The following is a 16,287-nucleotide window of genomic DNA, read 5'->3' on the forward strand; positions in this document are numbered from 1 at the left end:
GTGCGCGGGGGTGATCAAGCCGGGGGTAGCAGGGATCAGGTGCGCGGGGGTGATCAGGCCGGGGGTAGCAGGGATCAGGTGCGCGGGGGTGATCAAGCCGGGGGTAGCAGGGATCAGGTGCGCGGGGGTGATCAGGCCGGGGGTAGCAGGGATCAGGTGCGCGGGGGTGATCAGGCTGGGGGTAGCAGGACCAGGTGCGCGGGGGTGATCAGGCCGAAGCGCAGCGCGTGCTTGACGATCGAGCGGGGTTTCCAGTCGACCCCGGCCCCCTGGCCCGGCGGCTGGAGCCGGAACTTCGTGCCGGCCAGGAAGTCCACGTGGTAGTTGACGGCCGAGCGGCTCAGTCCGAGCGCGGCCAGCCGCTGGCGTACCTCGGGGACGCTCGGCACGCGGTCGCGGGCGGGGTCGCGCAGCTGGGGCTCGCACAGTGCGGCGAGCACGAGGAAGTACTTGGCCGCGGGGTCGAGCGGGTAGGGCTGCGGGGTGCTGGTGGCGCCGCCGGGGTCGTGCTCGGTGGCCAGGCGGCGTTTGAGCGGCGCCAGCACGAGGAAGGTCAGCTGGTCCTGGCGGCCCGGCACGCGGACCCTGGCGGTCTCGAACGGGATCGGGGCGTCGACCGTGCCCGGTGACAGCCGGACGAATCCGCCGCCTTCCAGGTTCTCCACGACGTAGGCGTAGCGGCGCGACAGGTTGGAGATCTCCCAGTAGTCCTTGACCGCCCGCAGCTGCCCCGCCTTGCGTGAGACGGCCGGGTCGTCGAGCCGCAGGTCGACCGGGGTGTCGGCGGTGCCTCGGCCGAAGGTGATGGACTCTCCGGGCCGCAGGTGCCGGGTCTCGACGGCCGTGCTGCCCTGAAAGTCGCGCTGGACCGTGATCACTTCCACGACCGGAGCATAGGCCGCCGTCGCGCGTGACATAACGTCATCTTCTTGCCATTGGCCGTAACAGCACTGGCGGGCCGCGATCGGGCTTCCGAGCATGGAGATCCCTCGGTCATGGAGACGCGGCATGGACAACTACTACGCCATCGTCGGCGCGGAGCGTAACGACCCGGCCGACGTCATCAAGAAGAAGATCACCAACGAGCTCCGGCAGTGGCAGAAGCGCACCAACAGCTCCGACCTCAGCAAGCGGCAGGAGGCCGAGCAGAAGGTCGCTCTGCTGACCAAGGCCAGGGAGATCCTGCTCGACGACGCCCGGCGCAAGGGCTACGACATCCAGCTCGACGCGTTCCTGGCCGCGGGCGGGGGCGCGCAGGCGCCGGTCACCGCCTCCTCGGGGAGCGGCGACTGGTTGCAGCAGGCCCGCGACCACCTCGCCGTCGGCGACTACAACTCGGCCGCCTACTGCGGCCGCGAGGCGCGCAACACGCTCGGCGCGTCCGCCGAGGTCTGGAGCATCTTGGCACGTGCCAACGCGGGCCTGGGCAACCTCAGCGAGGCGCTGTACGAGGCGCAGCAGGCCGCCTCCCTCGACGTGGCCAACCCCGACCGGCAGCTGGAGCTCGGCGGCGTCTACGAGGAGCTGGAGCAGTGGGACCGGGCGCTGTCCTGCTACGAGCAGGTCAACCGGCTGACCGGCGGCTCGGAGGAGGCCGACCTCGGCATCGCCGGCTCGCTGGCGAACCAGGGCCGCTACGCCCAGGCCATCCCGGTGCTGGAGAAGCTCCACCTGCACGGCTCCAACAAGCGCATGGCCGCCTACTACCTGGCCGACGTGCTGCTCGCGTACGCCGAGACGATCCCGGTGGCCAAGCAGGAGGACGGGTACTACATCACCACGGCCGAGGAGATCGCGCAGACCCGCGCCGTGCTGAACCGGGTCAAGACGCTGAGCGACGACGAGCAGATCATGCTGCGCGTCATCGACCAGGAACAGTACCTGGCCACGATGGAGACCAAGCAGCTGTACGGCGTGACCGGCTGGAAGGTCACCAAGACGGTGATCCTGTGGGCGGTCATCGCCTTCGTCATCGCCGGCATCCTGAGCAACGCGGGGACCGGCGGGTTCTTCCTCGGCGTCCTGCTCGGCGGCGGGGTCGCCTGGCTGCGCATCCACCTCCAGATCCGCAACCACTATCTCCCGCGGTGGCGCATCAACGCCATGATCGTCCGGGGGCGGCTCTGATGGGGGTGATCGGCATCGACCTCGGCACCACGTACTCGGCCACGGCCATCGTGCGCGGGCCCTCCCCCGAGATCCTGGAGAACCGCGAGGGCGAACGGCTCACGCCCTCGGTCGTGGTGTTCGAGAACGGCACGCCGCTGGTCGGCGTGGAGGCCAAGCGGCTGGCCGCCGTGCTGCCCGACGACTGCGTGGAGTTCGTCAAGCGGAAGATGGGCGAGCCCGGGGCGGCGTACGTGGACGCGGACGGCAAGGAGTACCGGCCGGAGGAGGTCTCCGCGCTGGTGCTCAAGCGGCTGGCCGCCGACGCCTCCATGCAGCTCGGCGAGGAGGTCAGGGACGTGGTCGTCACGGTGCCCGCCTACTTCGACGACGCCCGCCGTACCGCGACCAAGGACGCCGGCGAGATCGCCGGGCTCAACGTGCTGGGCCTGATCAACGAGCCGACCGCGGCCGGGATCGCCTACGGGCTCAACAAGCAGCAGAGCGGCGTCTTCCTCGTCTACGACCTGGGCGGCGGCACCTTCGACGTGACGATCATGCGGGTGACCGGCACGGAGTTCGACATCATGGCCACCGGCGGCGACCGCAACCTCGGCGGCTTCGACTTCGACAACCTGCTCATGGGCCACGTCGCCACCCGCATCCGCGACCAGGGCGGGCCGGAGGTGCGCGAGTCGGACAAGGGCGAGGCCGAGTTGCGCGCCCAGTGCGAGCAGGCCAAGCGGCGCCTGACCAGCATGCCGCAGACGATCGTCCGGGTCAGCGCCGAGGGCGCCACCTTCCAGGTGCCGGTCACCAGGGCGGAGTTCGAGGAGCTGACCGCGAGCCTGCTCGCCCGCACCGAGGTGACGGTCGACGAGGTCATGGAGAACGCCGGCGTCGACTGGGACAAGATCGACCGGATCCTGCTCGTGGGCGGCTCGACCCGGATGCCGATGGTCAGCGCGATGGTGCAGCGCATGTCCGGCCGGATGCCGGACATCGGCATCAACCCGGACGAGGCGGTGGCGCTGGGCGCGGCCGTCTACGCCGACACGCTGGGCGCGGCGGCCGGCGGGGCGATCGCCCGCATCCCGGTCGCGGTCAGCGACGTGACCTCGCAGAGCCTCGGCACCATCGCGCTCAACGAGCGCAACATCGCGCAGAACTCCATCATCATCCCGGCCAACTCGAAGATCCCGGTGAAGCGGGAGAAGAGCTACTACACCGTCCAGCCCGGCCAGCGGGCGGTGGACTTCGAGCTGACCGAGGGCGACGACGAGGACCTGCGCTACGTGACGGTCCTGAAGTCGACGGAACTGCTGCTGCCGCCCGGCCTGCCGGACGAGGCCGAGATCCGCGTGGTCATGGCCTACGACATCGACGGCGTCGTGCACGCCGAGGTGTTCCTGGGCGCGACCGGGCAGTCGCTGGGCGCGGTCGAGCTGCAACGGGACAACAACCTGGGCGCCCACGCCGTCGAGCAGATGCGCAACGCGATGCGCGACCTGGAGATCCTATGAGTGAGGAACTGTCCGAGAAACTCGACGTCCTGACCGACCTGTTCAAGCGACGCCTGTCCGACGACCTGGACAAGCGCAAGCTGCTCGAGGAGCAGGCCCGCCGCATCCAGCAGGCGGAGGGCGCGCTCTTCCGCGACCTGCAGCTGCCGCTGGTGCTCGGCGTGGCCGCCGTCATCGACCGGATCGACCGCCACGAGGGCGAGGAACGGGAGTTCGCCCTGGCGATCAGGGACGAACTGCTCGAACTGCTCGCCGTCAACGGCATCCGCGAGGTGCCCACCGACACCGGCTTCGACCGCGCCACGCACGAGGCGGCGGCCGCCCGCGCGGAGGAGGGCAGCGAGCCGGGCACCGTCCTGGAGGTGTGGAACCGCGGTTACGCGCGGCACGGCTGGGTGTTCCGGCCGGCCAGGGTGGTCGTGGCCCTGTGAGCCTCGCCCATCGCGAGGCCGCGATCAGAGGACTGGTCGCGGCCTTCCGCGCCTACGCGCCCGTGGCCAGGAAGGTCGCGGCGGAGGCGCAGCTCGGGGCGGAGCGCGACAGGCAACAAGCCGTCCGGGAGGCCGAGCGTACGGCCGAGGCGGAACGGCACCGGATCCAGGCCGCGGTGCGGCGGGCGATGGACGGCGCGAGGGAGACGGCGGCTGCCACAACCGCGGAACTCGCGCCCGGCGTCGCCGGCCTGCCCTTCTCCGGGGCCGAGTGGGGGTCTCTCGGCACCGCGGCCCCTACACATGTGCGGGTCGGCGTCTGCGGCGAGGTGCCGGTCGTCGTCCCGCTCCTGCCCACCGCCGGCTGGTACGCCGTGGGGGACGGCGCCGCCGGCCTGGTCCTGGGCGCGGTGCTCAGGGCGGTGGCGGCCACGCCGGCCGGACGGGTCCAGGTGGACGCGTACGACCCCAGGCTGACCGGGGCGCTCGGGGTCTTCGGCGAGGCGCTGCCTCGTTCGCTGTCCGGCGTGGCCGAACTCGCCGAGCGGGTCGGCGATCTGGTCCACACCCTGCACACGCGGGCCCAGCGCATCGCCCAGTCGGGTGGGTGCGCGTTCGAGGACCTGGCGGAGCCGTACCGGCTGATGGTGGTGCTCGACTACCCGGCGGGTGTGGACGAGGGCGTGCAGCGGGACCTGCTGCGGGTGGCCGAGTCGGCGGCCGGGCGCGGCGTCTGCTTCCTCGTCCAGCACAACGCGGCGATCCAGCCCGAGCGCGGCGTGGAGCCCGAGCGGCTGGCCGCGCTGTTGCGGCGGGTGGAGGCGGGCCGCGAGCGGATCACGGTGGCCGGGCTGGAGAACGTGGCCTGCCGTCCCGACCCGCCGCCGGGGCCCGAGCTGTTCGCCGCGGTGGCGGGGGCGGCGGCGGGCGCGCAGTTGCCGAGGGTGCCGTTCGCCGGGACGCTGCCGCCGCGCCGCGACTGGTGGGCGCGGGTGGAGAAGGGCGACGGCCTGCGGATCGCGGTCGGCGCCGAGGGGCGCGAGCCCGCCTGGGTACGGCTGAGCAGCAGCAACCCGCCGCTGCCCAACATCCTCATCGGCGGCTCGGCCGGCCAGGGCAAGTCGAACCTGCTGCTGGTGCTCATCCACGGCCTGGCCGCCCGCTACTCCCCGGCCGACCTGGAGATGTACCTGCTGGACTTCAAGCAGGGCCTGGAGTTCGAGCGGCTGGGCGGCGAGCGCTGGCTGCCGCACGCCCGCGTGCTGGGCGTCTTCAGCGACCGCGAGTTCGGCCTGGCGGTGCTGCGGCACGTGCACGAGCAGATGGAGCTGCGCAGCGAGACGTTCAAGCGGCTGCGCGTGACCGACATCGCCGGCATGGACCCGGGCCCGGACCGCCCGCCGCGGCTGCTGCTGGTGCTCGACGAGTTCCAGGTGATGCTGGCCGAGGACGACCCGATCGCCGACGAGGCCACCGCCCTGCTGGAGAAGCTCGTCCGGCTCGGCCGCGCCTACGGTGTGCACGTGGTGCTGGCCACGCAGACCATCGAGGGCATCCAGCGGCTGGCGACCAAGCGTGAGGCCATCTTCGGGCAGGTGCCCAACCGGATCGTGCTCAAGACCACCGCCGCCGACTCCCAGTCGCTGCTGTCCTCGCACAACACGGCCGCCGTCGGGCTGCGCTTTCGCGGCCAGGCGGTGCTCAACGACGACTACGGCTCCCCTGAGGCCAACCGCGTCGCGCTGATCGCGCACGCCCGCGAGGAGGAGCTGGCGGCGCTGCGCGCCGAGCTGTGGCACCACGCCCGCGCCGAGCGCCGGCCGCGCGTGTTCAAGCAGGACGAGCCAGCCGACCTGACCGCCATGCTGCACCATCCGGTGGAGTCGGGGCCCGACCTGGTCCGGCCGTGGGTGGGCGTGCCGGTCGCGGTCACCGAGCGTCCCGCCGCCTTCGACGTGCGCCAGGAGCCCGGCGCCGGGCTGCTCATCCTGGGCGACGACGCGGCCGCGGCGCGCGGCGTGCTGGCCGGGCTCAGCGCCTCCATCGGCAAGGCGCGCCCGGCCGACCGGTTCGTCTGGCTGGACGGCCTTGAGGAGGCGCGGGCGATCCCCGGGCAGCTCGCCGAGCTGCGCGAGGAGATGCGCGAGCGCGACGGCGGCGAGCCGTGGGTGCACGTGCTCGGCTTCGGCATGCACCGCGCCAGGATGCGGATGGGCGACGACTTCACCTCGCCCGCCGACACGCTGAAGGAGATCGTCAAGGACGGGCCGGACGTGGGCGTCTTCTTCTACGGCTGGTGGAACCGCATGAATGTGTGCACCGAGCACCTCGGCTTCGACCGCTGCCACGTCAACTCCTACCTGTTCCTGCGCCACCCGGTCGAGGCCGTGCAGCAGGTGTGCGGGCCGCTGGTCGCCTGGTCGGCCCGGCCCGGCCGGGGGCTGCTGCACGACGGGCTGTCCGGGGAGCCGCTGCCGGTGGTGATCTTCGGGTGAGCGCGTGGGAGGAATACACCGAGGCGCTCGGGGTGCTGGCGCGGGCGGCCGAGGCGGGGCGGGGCAGGCTGGCCGCCGTCGAGGCCGCCGCCAAACGGGCGGTGTCGGCCGCGGAGAAGCGGCTGGCCACGGCCGTACAGGAGAGGCAGCAGGTGGAGCGGCGGCTCGGGCAGCTCGACGGGCTCTGCCACAAGGTCATGACCGAGGGCGCGGTGCCGTCCGAGGGTGCTGCGGACCGCTTCGACCTGGGGGTTCCCACCACGGCCAGGGCGGCGCTGGCCACGTTCGAGCGGGTGGAGGAGGGGCTGAACGAGAGCCTCGCCGAGCTTCTGGCGGCTCGTTCCATGGTCACGGCCAATCCGCCGCCGCCCCCTCCGCCGCCGCCTCGTCCGGTGGCGCCGCCGTCCCGGCGACCGGTCTGGATTTACGCGCTCATCGGGGCGGTCGCGCTCGTCATCGTGCTGGTCCTCGTGATCGGAGTCGTATAGATGTCCCAGATCCAGCAGGTCAAGCAGCAGCTGCACGACGTCGCCTACCAGTCCAGGCAGGCGGCGGGCGGCATCCAGGCCTTCGACGTGAAGTTCTCCCAGGCCGTCGCCCGCGTGCAGGAGCTCATCGGCGGCTCGGCCACCGCCGCCGACAAGCAGATCATCGCGGTGCTGCAGGAGGCCTCGCGGGCGGTCAAGGCGGCGGCGGGCTCGCTGCACAGCGCGGCCAGAACCGCGACCGACTACGCCAACCGGGTCTGAGATGAACAGCTCGGAGTTGGAGCGGATCGCGCAGGCCCTGGTGGAGAGCCTGGGGCAGGCCGACCGGATCGCGGCCGAGCTCTACGTGGCCGCCGGGCGGATCACCCGCCTGGCCGCGCTGGTGGGCTCGTTACCCGACCCCGGCGCGTGGGCCACCGCCTCGATGCTGAACGCCGCCGCGGCCAAGTGCGTGCTGGCCGCGAACCTGCTGCGGCAGGCCGGCAAGATCGGCGCCGACTGGGCGAGGCAGGCGGTCTGGCGTGCCGGCTGACCTGCGTCCTGGCGACGCCCGCCACGTCGGCGGCTACGAGATACTCCAACGGCTCGGCGAGGGCGGCCAGGGCCTGGTCTACCTGGGCCGCTCCCCCACCGGCGAGCTGGCCGCCATCAAGGTGCTGCGGGCCGGCTGGACCCACGACGCCGAGGCGCGCAGGCGCTTCGCGGGCGAGCTGGCCGCCGCGCTGAAGGTGCCGAGAGCGTGCACGGCGGTCATCCTGGACGCCGACATCGACGGCGACATGCCGTACATCATCAGCGAGTTCGTCAACGGCCCCTCGCTGGACACCGCGGTCAAGCGCGACGGCCCGTTCTCCGGCGCCGCGCTCGAACGGCTGGCCATCTTCACCTCGACCGCGCTGGCCGCCATCCACGGCGCCCGCATCGTGCACCGCGACTTCAAGCCCGCCAACGTGCTCATCGGGCCCGACGGGCCGCGCGTGGTGGACTTCGGCATCGCCCGCGCGCTGGAGGCCACCGACGTCTCCCGCCACACCCAGATCGGCACTCCGCCGTACATGGCGCCCGAGCAGTTCGGCGGGGGCCCGCTCGGGCCGAAGGCGGACGTGTGGGCGTGGGGCGCGACGATGGTCTTCGCCGCGTCGGGCCTGCCGCCGTTCGGCACGAGCGGCCACTTCGCCGCGCTGGCCAACCGCATCGCGCACGGCGAGCCCGAGCTCGGGCCGCTGTCCGGCACGCTGCGCACGCTCGTCGAGCGCTGCCTGGCCAAGCAGTCGGCGCGGCGCCCGACCGTGATGGAGCTCTTCCAGGCCCTCGTCGGGTACGGCGAGCCGCCCCGCCGATCAGGTCCCCCGGCCGCCGCCCCGGAGACGGTCTCGGCCACGCCGGAGCACGTGCTGCCGTTCTACTTCGTCTGCGACGAGTCGGTCTCGATGATCGGCGAGCCGCTCGACGCCGTCAACGCCGGCCTGGAGGCGCTGCGGCTGGAGATGGCCCGCGCCCCCGCCGCGACGAGGCTGTGCGTGATCGGCTTCTCCGGCACCGCCGAGGTGCTGCTCCCGCTGGCCGACCTGGGCGTGCTGGACGTGCTCCCCCAGCTGCGCGCCCGCGGCGGCACCCGCTACGGCCCCGCCATGGAGCTCCTGCGCGCCACCATCGAGCGCGACGTCTTCCTGATCAAGGCGGGCGGCGGCACCTGCTACCGGCCCACGGTCTTCTTCCTGTCGGACGGCCGGCCCAACGACGAGAGCTGGACCACCCCCTATCGGGATCTGCTCTCGCCCGCCTTCTCCGCCCGGCCGAACGTGATCGCGTTCGGGGTGGGCGAGTGCAACGCGGAGACGATCCGGCAGGTCGCCACCCACGGCGCCTTCCTCGCCGACCACACCCGCCCGGTCGGCGCGGCGCTGAAGGAGGTGGCCACGGCACTGACCACCTCCCTGCTGACCTCGCGGGGCAAGCTGGTGATTCCCGAGCAGGTGCCGGGCTTCGCCTCGCTACCGCTGGACGAGGTGTGACGACAGCTGCGTCAGGTCGCGCGAGGCGCCCGTCGAGGCCGACGTGGTCATCGCCGCGTAGGCCTGCAGCGCCGCGCTGACGGCGCGCTTGCGGTCGCGCGGGCGGTATCCGCCCAGCTCGGCCAGCAGGCGTTCGCGGCGGGCTGCCAGCTCGGCCTCGGGCACGCGCAGCTCCAGCAGGCGGTTGGGGATGTCGATGTCGACGATGTCGCCATCCTCCACCAGCGCGATCGCGCCGCCCTCGGCCGCCTCGGGCGAGGCGTGGCCGATCGACAGCCCCGAGGTGCCGCCGGAGAAGCGGCCGTCGGTGACCAGCGCGCAGACCTTGCCGAGGCCCTTGCCCTTCAGGAACGAGGTCGGGTAGAGCATCTCCTGCATGCCCGGTCCGCCCTTGGGGCCCTCGTAGCGGATGACCACCACGTCGCCCGCCTTGACCTTGCCGCCGAGGATGCCCTCGACCGCCTGGTCCTGCGACTCGAACACCACCGCGGGGCCGGAGAACTTCCAGATCGACTCGTCCACGCCGGCGGTCTTCACCACCGCGCCGTCGCGGGAGATGTTGCCGTAGAGCACGGCCAGCCCGCCGTCGGCGCTGTAGGCGTGCTCGTGGTCGCGGATGCAGCCTTCTGCGCGGTCGAGGTCGAGGTCGTCCCACTGGTTGTTCTGGGAGTACGGCTTGACCGTGCGCACGTTGCCGGGTGCGGCGTGCCACATCTCGACGGCCTCGGCTGAAACCGTGGGCGAGACGGGGTCCCATTCCTCGATGAGCGTGCCGAGCGTGCCGCCGTTGACCGTCGGGACGTCGCGGTGGAGCAGCCCGGCGCGGTCGAGCTCGCCCAGGATGCCCGGGATGCCGCCGGCCCGGTGGACGTCCTCGACGTGGTACTTGTTCGTGGCCGGGGCCACCTTGCACAGGCACGGCACCCGCAGCGAGATCTCGTTGATCTCCTTGAGCCCGAAGTCGACCTCGCCCTCGCGGGCCGCGGCCAGGATGTGCAGGATCGTGTTGGTGGAGCCGCCCATGGCCACGTCGAGCGCCATCGCGTTCTCGAAGGCCTCGCGGGTGGCGATCGCGCGCGGCAGCACGCTGGCGTCGTCGTCCTCGTAGTAGCGCTTGGCCAGCTGGACGATCGTGCGGCCGGCGTCGCGGAAGAGCTGCTCGCGGCGCTTGTGCGTGGCCAGGATGGTGCCGTTGCCGGGCAGGGCCAGGCCGATCGCCTCGGCGAGGCAGTTCATGGAGTTGGCGGTGAACATGCCCGAGCACGAACCGCAGGTCGGGCAGGCGTTCTCTTCCATCTCCAGCAGCTCGGCGTCGGAGACGCTGTCGTCGGCGGAGGCGATCATCGGGTCGATGAGGTCGAGCTTCTTGCCGGGCGTCTTGCCCGCCTCCATGGGCCCGCCGGAGACGAAGACGGTCGGGATGTTGAGCCGCATGGCCGCCAGCAGCATGCCCGGCGTGATCTTGTCGCAGTTGGAGACGCAGATCAGCGCGTCGGCGCAGTGGGCCTCGACCATGTACTCCACGGCGTCGGCGATCAGCTCGCGGCTGGGCAGCGAGTAGAGCATGCCGCCGTGGCCCATCGCGATGCCGTCGTCGACGGCGATCGTGTTGAACTCCCGCGGGATCGCGCCCGCCTCCCTGATCGCCCCGGCGACCACGTCGCCGACCTCGCGCAGGTGCACATGGCCCGGCACGAACTGGGTGAAGCTATTGGCCACCGCGATAATCGGTTTGCCGAAGTCGCTCCCGGCTACGCCGGTCGCCCGGAGGAGGGCCCGGGCTCCGGCCATGTTCCTACCGTGGGTGACCGTACGTGACCTGAGGGCGGGCATTGAGCTTCTCCCATCGTGAGTGTCTTCACATGGTACGGCTATCGCCCGACAGCTGAGACGCATGTCCACAGCTCGGGATAACCGTGACAAGATCGCCAGACGGTGCTATCGAGGTGCGCATGACTTCGGGGCGCGTCGAGTCCGACCTCACGGCCAGGGTCGGCAACTTCATCCACACGATAGACCGGCTCTGCCGGCGACCGGCCCGCGGCGAGGGCGTGCAGGACTCCCCGCACGTCCCGGCCGGCTTCGAGCGGCAGGAGGAGGAGCCGCAGGAACGCCCCCAGCACACCGGCCGCCGCGGCATCCCGATCATGCGCCTGCGCAACGCCGGCGACTGGCCCGAGTTCCTGGTCAGGGACGCCGTCGCGTTGCGCCCGGTGATCTCCACCCGCATCCGCCGCTCCAAACCCGAGATCGCGCCCGGCGACACCGTGCCCGTCATCCTGGCCAGGATCGTCGGCGACCTGAGCGCCGACGCCGAGCGGCGCTCGTCGGCCGATGGCAAGCTCAGGCGCATGCCGGGGCTGCGCTTCCCGCGCTACCGGATGACGGTGAAGGTCCTGGCCGCCTGGACGGCCCGGCACGCCGACGCCGGTCCCGACACCGAGGAGGCGGCCCGCGAGGCGCTGCGCGCGGTCGACCGCACCTGGGGCTGGGGCATCGAGGCCGCCGAGCGGGGCGGCGAGAGCGTGCCGTTCCCGTTCAACGTGCTGCTCAAGCTGGCTCCGCCGTTCCTGCACGACTGGCGGCTGAGCGGGAAGGCGCCTCTGCTCAGCGGCCGGCTGCGCGCGTTGCGGGCGGCGCTGGCCCAGGACGCGGCCAAGGCCGGGCTGCCCGCGCTGCTGGCCGACCTCGACCCCGCCGACTCCGGGCGGGTCGACCGGCTGCTGCTGTCGGCCTTCCTCGACGACCTGAGCCGGCAGTACCGGCGCACGCCCCTGCACGTACGCGGCGCCGGGCACGTCTTCTACCCGCTGCTGCTGCTCAACGAGCACGGCGGGGAGCTGGTCGAGCTGATCGCGGAGCGGCGCTCCAACCTGGAGTCGTTCGATCCGGTCGTGGTGGTGACCTACCTTCCCGGCGGGGACCCGCCCACCGCCGAGGAGGAGGATCCGGTCTCGGCGCTGATCCGCTGGCGGCGCGAGCTCGTCGCCACCGGGCGGGCCGCCGCCCTGCAGGTGCTGCGCGAGCCGCTCGACGTGCGGGCGCCCGGCCTGCCGAAGGACCCGGTCGTGCTCAGCACCGCGAGCCGCTTCTGGGTGCCGCCCACCAGGAAGCCGCCCTGGTGGTCCACGCCGCTGGCGATCGCGTTGTTCTGGAGCGTGCTGGCCGGGGCCGTCGGCGCGTACGCGGGGCAGACCGTGGCCTGGCAGCGCAACTCGTGCGCCACCGGGCCGTGGACGCCGTGGGCGGAGTCGGGCAGGCAGCTGATGGGCGCGGAGTGCGTCGGCGTGGCCGAGCCCGGATACCTGTTCACGCCGAGCACCCCGGAGATCGCCCAGGTTCACCGGCGCATCCACGAGGAGAACCAGCGGGCCGCGACCCTCCATGCCGACCAGGCGCAGGCGGCGCGGCCGTATGTCACGATCGTCTATCTCGCCGCGCTCACCTCCAGCAACCGCGACTCGCTCGCGGCGGTGCGGGAGGGTCTGGCGGGCGTGGCCATCGCGCAGAAGAACCAGAACGACTCCTCCGGCGCCAGCGAGCCCATCGTGCGGCTGCTGGTCGCCAACGGCGGCGGTCGCATGCAGTACGGCGAGGCCATCGCCCGCCTGCTGGTCTCCTCCAGCGAGGCCGAGGCGCCCATCGTCGGCGTCGTCGGACTCGACCAGAGCCGCCGGCAGACCGTCGCCACCATCCACGCGCTCGGCAAGGCCGGGCTGCCCATGGTCGCCTCGACGTTGTCCGCCGACCGGCTGGTGGAGGAGTCGCCGTTCTACTTCCAGGTCGCGCCGCAGAACAAGCGGCAGGCCGCCGTCGCCGCCGCCTTCGCCACCACGCTCGGCCTGCCGGCGCGGGCGCGCGTCTACTACTCCCACGATGTCAGCGACTACTACAGCGACAACCTCCGCAAGCAGGTGTCCGCGCGCTTAGCCGAGGCCGGGTTCGCGGTGGAGAACCGGCGCTTCACCGCCATCGGCAGCGCCAAGCCCGGCCCCGGGGACCCCAACGAGCACCCCTACGCCGGCGAGCCGCGCCAGGCCGGGGTGAGCGCGTGCGACGCGAAGGGCCTGGTGTACTTCGCCGGGCGCGGCATCCCCGACTTCCAGTCCTTCATCAAGGGCGTGAACGAGACCTGCCCCGGCGCCCCGCCGACCATCCTGGCCGGGGATGACATCTCCCGATACGCCGCCGACGTACGGCTGCGCGGCGAGGTGGGCCAGGTGCCCTTCTACTACCAGTCGTTCGCGGTGGCGCCCAACCGGTGCGGCCAGCCGCAGCCGCACGACTTCTACGACCAGCTCTTCCGCACGTTCACCTTCGAGTGCCAGGAGCCGGGCGCCGGGCGCACGCTCGACGGGCACGCCGCCCTGTCCTACGACGCCGCCGAGACGTTGATCACCGCGATCCGGCGGCTCGGCGGACCGGTACGGCACGCGGTGCCGGTGAACTCGTACACGGTATGGCGGCAGCTCAGCATGTTGCACACCGCCTCGGGCCCGGCGATCCAGGGGGCGACGGGCGGCATCGACTTCGGCGGCGGGACGGCCCGGCAGTACCCGCGCGACAAGCCGGTGCTGATCCTGCGCGCCAAGGGCGCGGAACGCCCCCAGCAGGTGGGCGCCTGCGGCCCGCCCGCCGGGTCGAGCCCGTGGTGTGCCAAGGTGGCGGAGAAGTACCGGTGATCAGGCGGGCAGCCGGACGGCGGCCAGCTGGGTGGACTGGGCGACCAGCCGCCCCTTGTCATCCCAGACGTGGGCGACCTGGTCGATGCGGTCACCGCCGACGTCGGTGGCCTCCAGCTTGACGCGGACCGGCCCCGGCGCGGGCAGGCGGCGGATGTAGGCCGACAGCTGGATCGTGGGCATCCAGCCGGGCAGCCCCAGGTCGAACGTGACCGGCGGCACCGGGTCGAGCGCCACGAGCAGGCTGAGCGGGTCCCAGTCGGAGCCGTCGCCGAGTCGCTGCCAGGTGGCGATCACGCCCTTCTTGCTGGGCCGGCCGAAGGCGAAGGCGAGGTGCTCGGGGTTGACGCGCTCCTCGACCACGCCCATCAGCGGCACGGGGAACGGCGCGCCGGGCGGGTCGACCGGCGAAAGGAAGCACTCCTGCTCGGGTGGCAGGTCCACCGGCTCCGAGGCCGTCCACCAGGGGTCGGAGTCGTCGAGGCGGCCCAGCGTGATCAGAGCGGAGACGCGCGGCCGGCCCTCCTGCGACAGATCGGCGCGCACCTGGGCGACGCTCTTGCCCACGCGCAGCCTGGTCACGCTCACCTCGGCGGGGCCGAAGTCGGGCGGCTCGACGAAGGCGCCGCTGACGGCGGTCACGTGGGGATGCCCGGCGCCGGCTTCGGCCACCGCGGCGCGGCCCAGGACGGCCAGCAGGTAGCCGCCGTGCAGCTTGGTGCCCACGGCCCACTGCGGGTCAAGGCTGACGGCATATCCGCCACCTTGGGGGGTCACAGCGGTCGCATCACGAAATATCGTCATGCGCTCAGGTTGACATCGTTAACTTAACAACGTCAATGTGAGATGCATGACCAGGACCAGAGCCCGGCGCGGCGAGGGAGCGCTCCTGCGCGAGGACATCCTGCGGGCGGCCGAGGACCTGCTCGCCGAGTCCGGCACCGAGGAGGCGCTGACCCTGCGGGCCGTCGCCGCCCGCGCCGGCATCTCGACGCCCTCGGTCTACCTGCACTTCGCCGACAAGGAAGCCCTGCTGGAGTCGGTCTGCCTGCGGGTCTGGGACGAGCTGGGCCGCCTGTTCCGGGAGAACGACCACGGCGACCCGTTCCGCGCACTCGGCCGCTGCGGGAGGGCCTACGCGCGCTTCGCGCTGGCGCATCCCGTGCAGTACCGGGTGCTGCTCATGAAGCCGCCCCTGAGCGACCGCGCCGCCGTACCGGAAGCCGCGACGGCCGCACCGGAGACTGCGGCGGCCGTACCGGAGACCACGACGGCCGTGCCGGAAGCCGCGGCGGCCTGTTTCGGGCACATGGTGGCCGTCGTCGAGCGATGCGTGGAGTCGGGCGTGCTGCGCGGGGATCCGAAGCGGCTGGCGCTCACGCTGTGGTCCTCGATGCACGGGTGCGTCGCGCTGCTGCTGGCGCAGCCGGGCTTCCCGTGGCCGGACGTGGACGAGCTGATCGACCAGGCGGTGATCGTCGCGGGCTTCGGCAGCACGATGCTGTCCAGGGTGCCGCGGACCGGTGTCCCGGCCAGCGAAGAACTGGCCGGGGACCTGGACGAACTGGCCGAACGCCTCAGCCGTCGCCGTAGCGAGGAGGAAGGACGCTCTCGGCGATCTCGTACAGGCGGTCGATCTCTTCCTCGGTGAGCGCGTGCTCCCGCTTCGTGATCCACTTGCGCGCCCTGGTGCCCTCATAGACGTCCACGCCGCGGATGGTCATGACCTTCCACGGCACCGGCGGCCCGTAGATCGCCAGCGAGGGCACGACGGCGATCTCGCGGCCGAAGGCCTTGCTGATCAGCTCACCGGCCTGCGACGCCTCCAGCTTGGCCTCGGTGATCCTGGGCTTCATGTCGAAGGGGCCGTGGAAGAGCTTCTTGCCCATCTGCACGCGCACCGGCAGCCGCTTGTCCCACTTCTCGGAGTCGACCGCGTAGACGCCGGTGGGGCCGATGACCAGGTGGTCGATCTGGGCCTCGCTGCCGGGGATCGCGCGGGCGTGGAGCGTGCGGTAGCCGCTGCGTTCGAGCCGCTTGAGCTGGCCTTCGGTGCGGCGCTCCGCCACGGAGGAACGGCGCCAGGCGGGCACGGACGAGGCTGAGCGGGCACGGTAGACGGTGTCGGCGATGGCAGCGGCGATGGCAGCGGTGACGCCGATACGCCAGTCCTGGACGAGGATCCCGACGACCACGCCAACGCCGATCGCCAGCAGCGCACGGTTGCGCAAGCGGCGATATCGAGGCTGCCGCAGCAGCACGCGCACGGAGGCGCGCTCGATGGGGGCATACGTCGACGCGGGCGTCGCGGCCGGCGACTTCTTGGCCGCGGGGGCCTCATCTTCCGGCCTGTCGCTCACCCAGATCGGTGACGTATTGTGACCGTCTTCTCGCTGGAGGTCGGAGTCCACGTAACTCAAGGTAGCTTGCTGATCGTCGGGTTTCCTAGTGTTAGGGCGTCCATACTTTTATGGCCCAGGTCATCGTGTTCCTCGTCCGATTTCCGGGTATCTATTACATTCTCTGCTAGAGATCCCTACTGTTCAG

General features: G+C 72.0%; 14 protein-coding genes. 10 read left to right on the forward strand and 4 right to left on the reverse strand.

Annotated elements, in window-relative coordinates; genetic code table 11:
- Window positions 1-170: 170 nt before the first annotated feature.
- On the reverse strand, window positions 171-884 hold the full coding sequence (locus tag HNR40_RS08045) for an FHA domain-containing protein (RefSeq protein WP_184959525.1): 714 nt from the start codon (window positions 882-884) through the stop codon (window positions 171-173).
- A gap of 124 nt (window positions 885-1,008) precedes the next feature.
- Here HNR40_RS08045 and HNR40_RS08050 point away from each other — a divergent pair, with 124 nt between their 5' ends.
- The 8 genes from HNR40_RS08050 to HNR40_RS08085 are packed head-to-tail and all read left to right on the forward strand — an operon-like array spanning window position 1,009 to window position 9,058.
- Window positions 1,009-2,127: a hypothetical protein gene (locus tag HNR40_RS08050; RefSeq protein WP_184959528.1), complete on the forward strand. Its 1,119-nt coding sequence runs from the start codon at window positions 1,009-1,011 to the stop codon at window positions 2,125-2,127.
- Complete coding sequence (locus HNR40_RS08055) at window positions 2,127-3,629, forward strand: Hsp70 family protein (RefSeq protein ID WP_184959531.1); 1,503 nt, start codon at window positions 2,127-2,129, stop codon at window positions 3,627-3,629. Before HNR40_RS08050 ends, HNR40_RS08055 begins: the two co-directional genes overlap by 1 nt.
- Window positions 3,626-4,060 (forward strand): nucleotide exchange factor GrpE, encoded by a 435-nt coding sequence (locus HNR40_RS08060; protein WP_184959533.1) that lies wholly within the window; start codon window positions 3,626-3,628, stop codon window positions 4,058-4,060. The genes HNR40_RS08055 and HNR40_RS08060 overlap by 4 nt, the downstream gene beginning before the upstream one ends.
- Window positions 4,057-6,555, forward strand: a complete 2,499-nt coding sequence (locus HNR40_RS08065) for an FtsK/SpoIIIE domain-containing protein (RefSeq protein WP_184959536.1) — start codon at window positions 4,057-4,059, stop codon at window positions 6,553-6,555. Before HNR40_RS08060 ends, HNR40_RS08065 begins: the two co-directional genes overlap by 4 nt.
- Window positions 6,552-7,043, forward strand: coding sequence for a hypothetical protein (locus HNR40_RS08070; protein ID WP_184959539.1), 492 nt, complete (start codon window positions 6,552-6,554; stop codon window positions 7,041-7,043). Before HNR40_RS08065 ends, HNR40_RS08070 begins: the two co-directional genes overlap by 4 nt.
- A complete protein-coding gene (locus HNR40_RS08075) occupies window positions 7,044-7,304 on the forward strand; it encodes a hypothetical protein (RefSeq protein WP_184959541.1) in 261 nt (86 codons plus the stop codon).
- Between the two features lies 1 nt (window position 7,305).
- Window positions 7,306-7,575: a hypothetical protein gene (locus tag HNR40_RS08080; RefSeq protein ID WP_184959543.1), complete on the forward strand. Its 270-nt coding sequence runs from the start codon at window positions 7,306-7,308 to the stop codon at window positions 7,573-7,575.
- Entirely contained in the window at window positions 7,565-9,058 is a 1,494-nt protein-coding gene (locus HNR40_RS08085) for a protein kinase domain-containing protein (protein ID WP_184959545.1), read from the forward strand. The genes HNR40_RS08080 and HNR40_RS08085 overlap by 11 nt, the downstream gene beginning before the upstream one ends.
- On the opposite strand, the gene ilvD is transcribed toward HNR40_RS08085, so the two are convergent.
- Window positions 9,038-10,891 carry a dihydroxy-acid dehydratase gene (gene ilvD / locus HNR40_RS08090; RefSeq protein ID WP_184959548.1) on the reverse strand — a complete coding sequence of 618 codons (1,854 nt, stop codon included), beginning with the start codon at window positions 10,889-10,891 and terminating at the stop codon, window positions 9,038-9,040. The two genes, HNR40_RS08085 and ilvD, sit on opposite strands and share 21 nt — an antisense overlap.
- Before the next feature lie 119 nt (window positions 10,892-11,010).
- Here ilvD and HNR40_RS08095 point away from each other — a divergent pair, with 119 nt between their 5' ends.
- Window positions 11,011-13,740: a type 1 periplasmic-binding domain-containing protein gene (locus HNR40_RS08095; RefSeq protein ID WP_184959549.1), complete on the forward strand. Its 2,730-nt coding sequence runs from the start codon at window positions 11,011-11,013 to the stop codon at window positions 13,738-13,740.
- Here HNR40_RS08095 and HNR40_RS08100 read toward each other — a convergent pair whose 3' ends face one another.
- Window positions 13,741-14,544, reverse strand: a complete 804-nt coding sequence (locus HNR40_RS08100) for a thioesterase family protein (RefSeq protein WP_184959551.1) — start codon at window positions 14,542-14,544, stop codon at window positions 13,741-13,743.
- 46 nt (window positions 14,545-14,590) lie between these two features.
- Here HNR40_RS08100 and HNR40_RS08105 point away from each other — a divergent pair, with 46 nt between their 5' ends.
- Window positions 14,591-15,391, forward strand: coding sequence for a TetR/AcrR family transcriptional regulator (locus tag HNR40_RS08105; RefSeq protein ID WP_184959553.1), 801 nt, complete (start codon window positions 14,591-14,593; stop codon window positions 15,389-15,391).
- On the opposite strand, the gene HNR40_RS08110 is transcribed toward HNR40_RS08105, so the two are convergent.
- The gene (locus HNR40_RS08110; protein ID WP_184959554.1) at window positions 15,318-16,151 is read right to left on the reverse strand and encodes a nuclease-related domain-containing protein; all 834 of its coding nucleotides are present in this window, start codon (window positions 16,149-16,151) and stop codon (window positions 15,318-15,320) included. The two genes, HNR40_RS08105 and HNR40_RS08110, sit on opposite strands and share 74 nt — an antisense overlap.
- Window positions 16,152-16,287: the final 136 nt, after the last annotated feature.

This window comes from Nonomuraea endophytica, from assembly GCF_014203235.1.
Classification (GTDB): Bacteria; Actinomycetota; Actinomycetes; order Streptosporangiales; family Streptosporangiaceae; genus Nonomuraea; species Nonomuraea endophytica.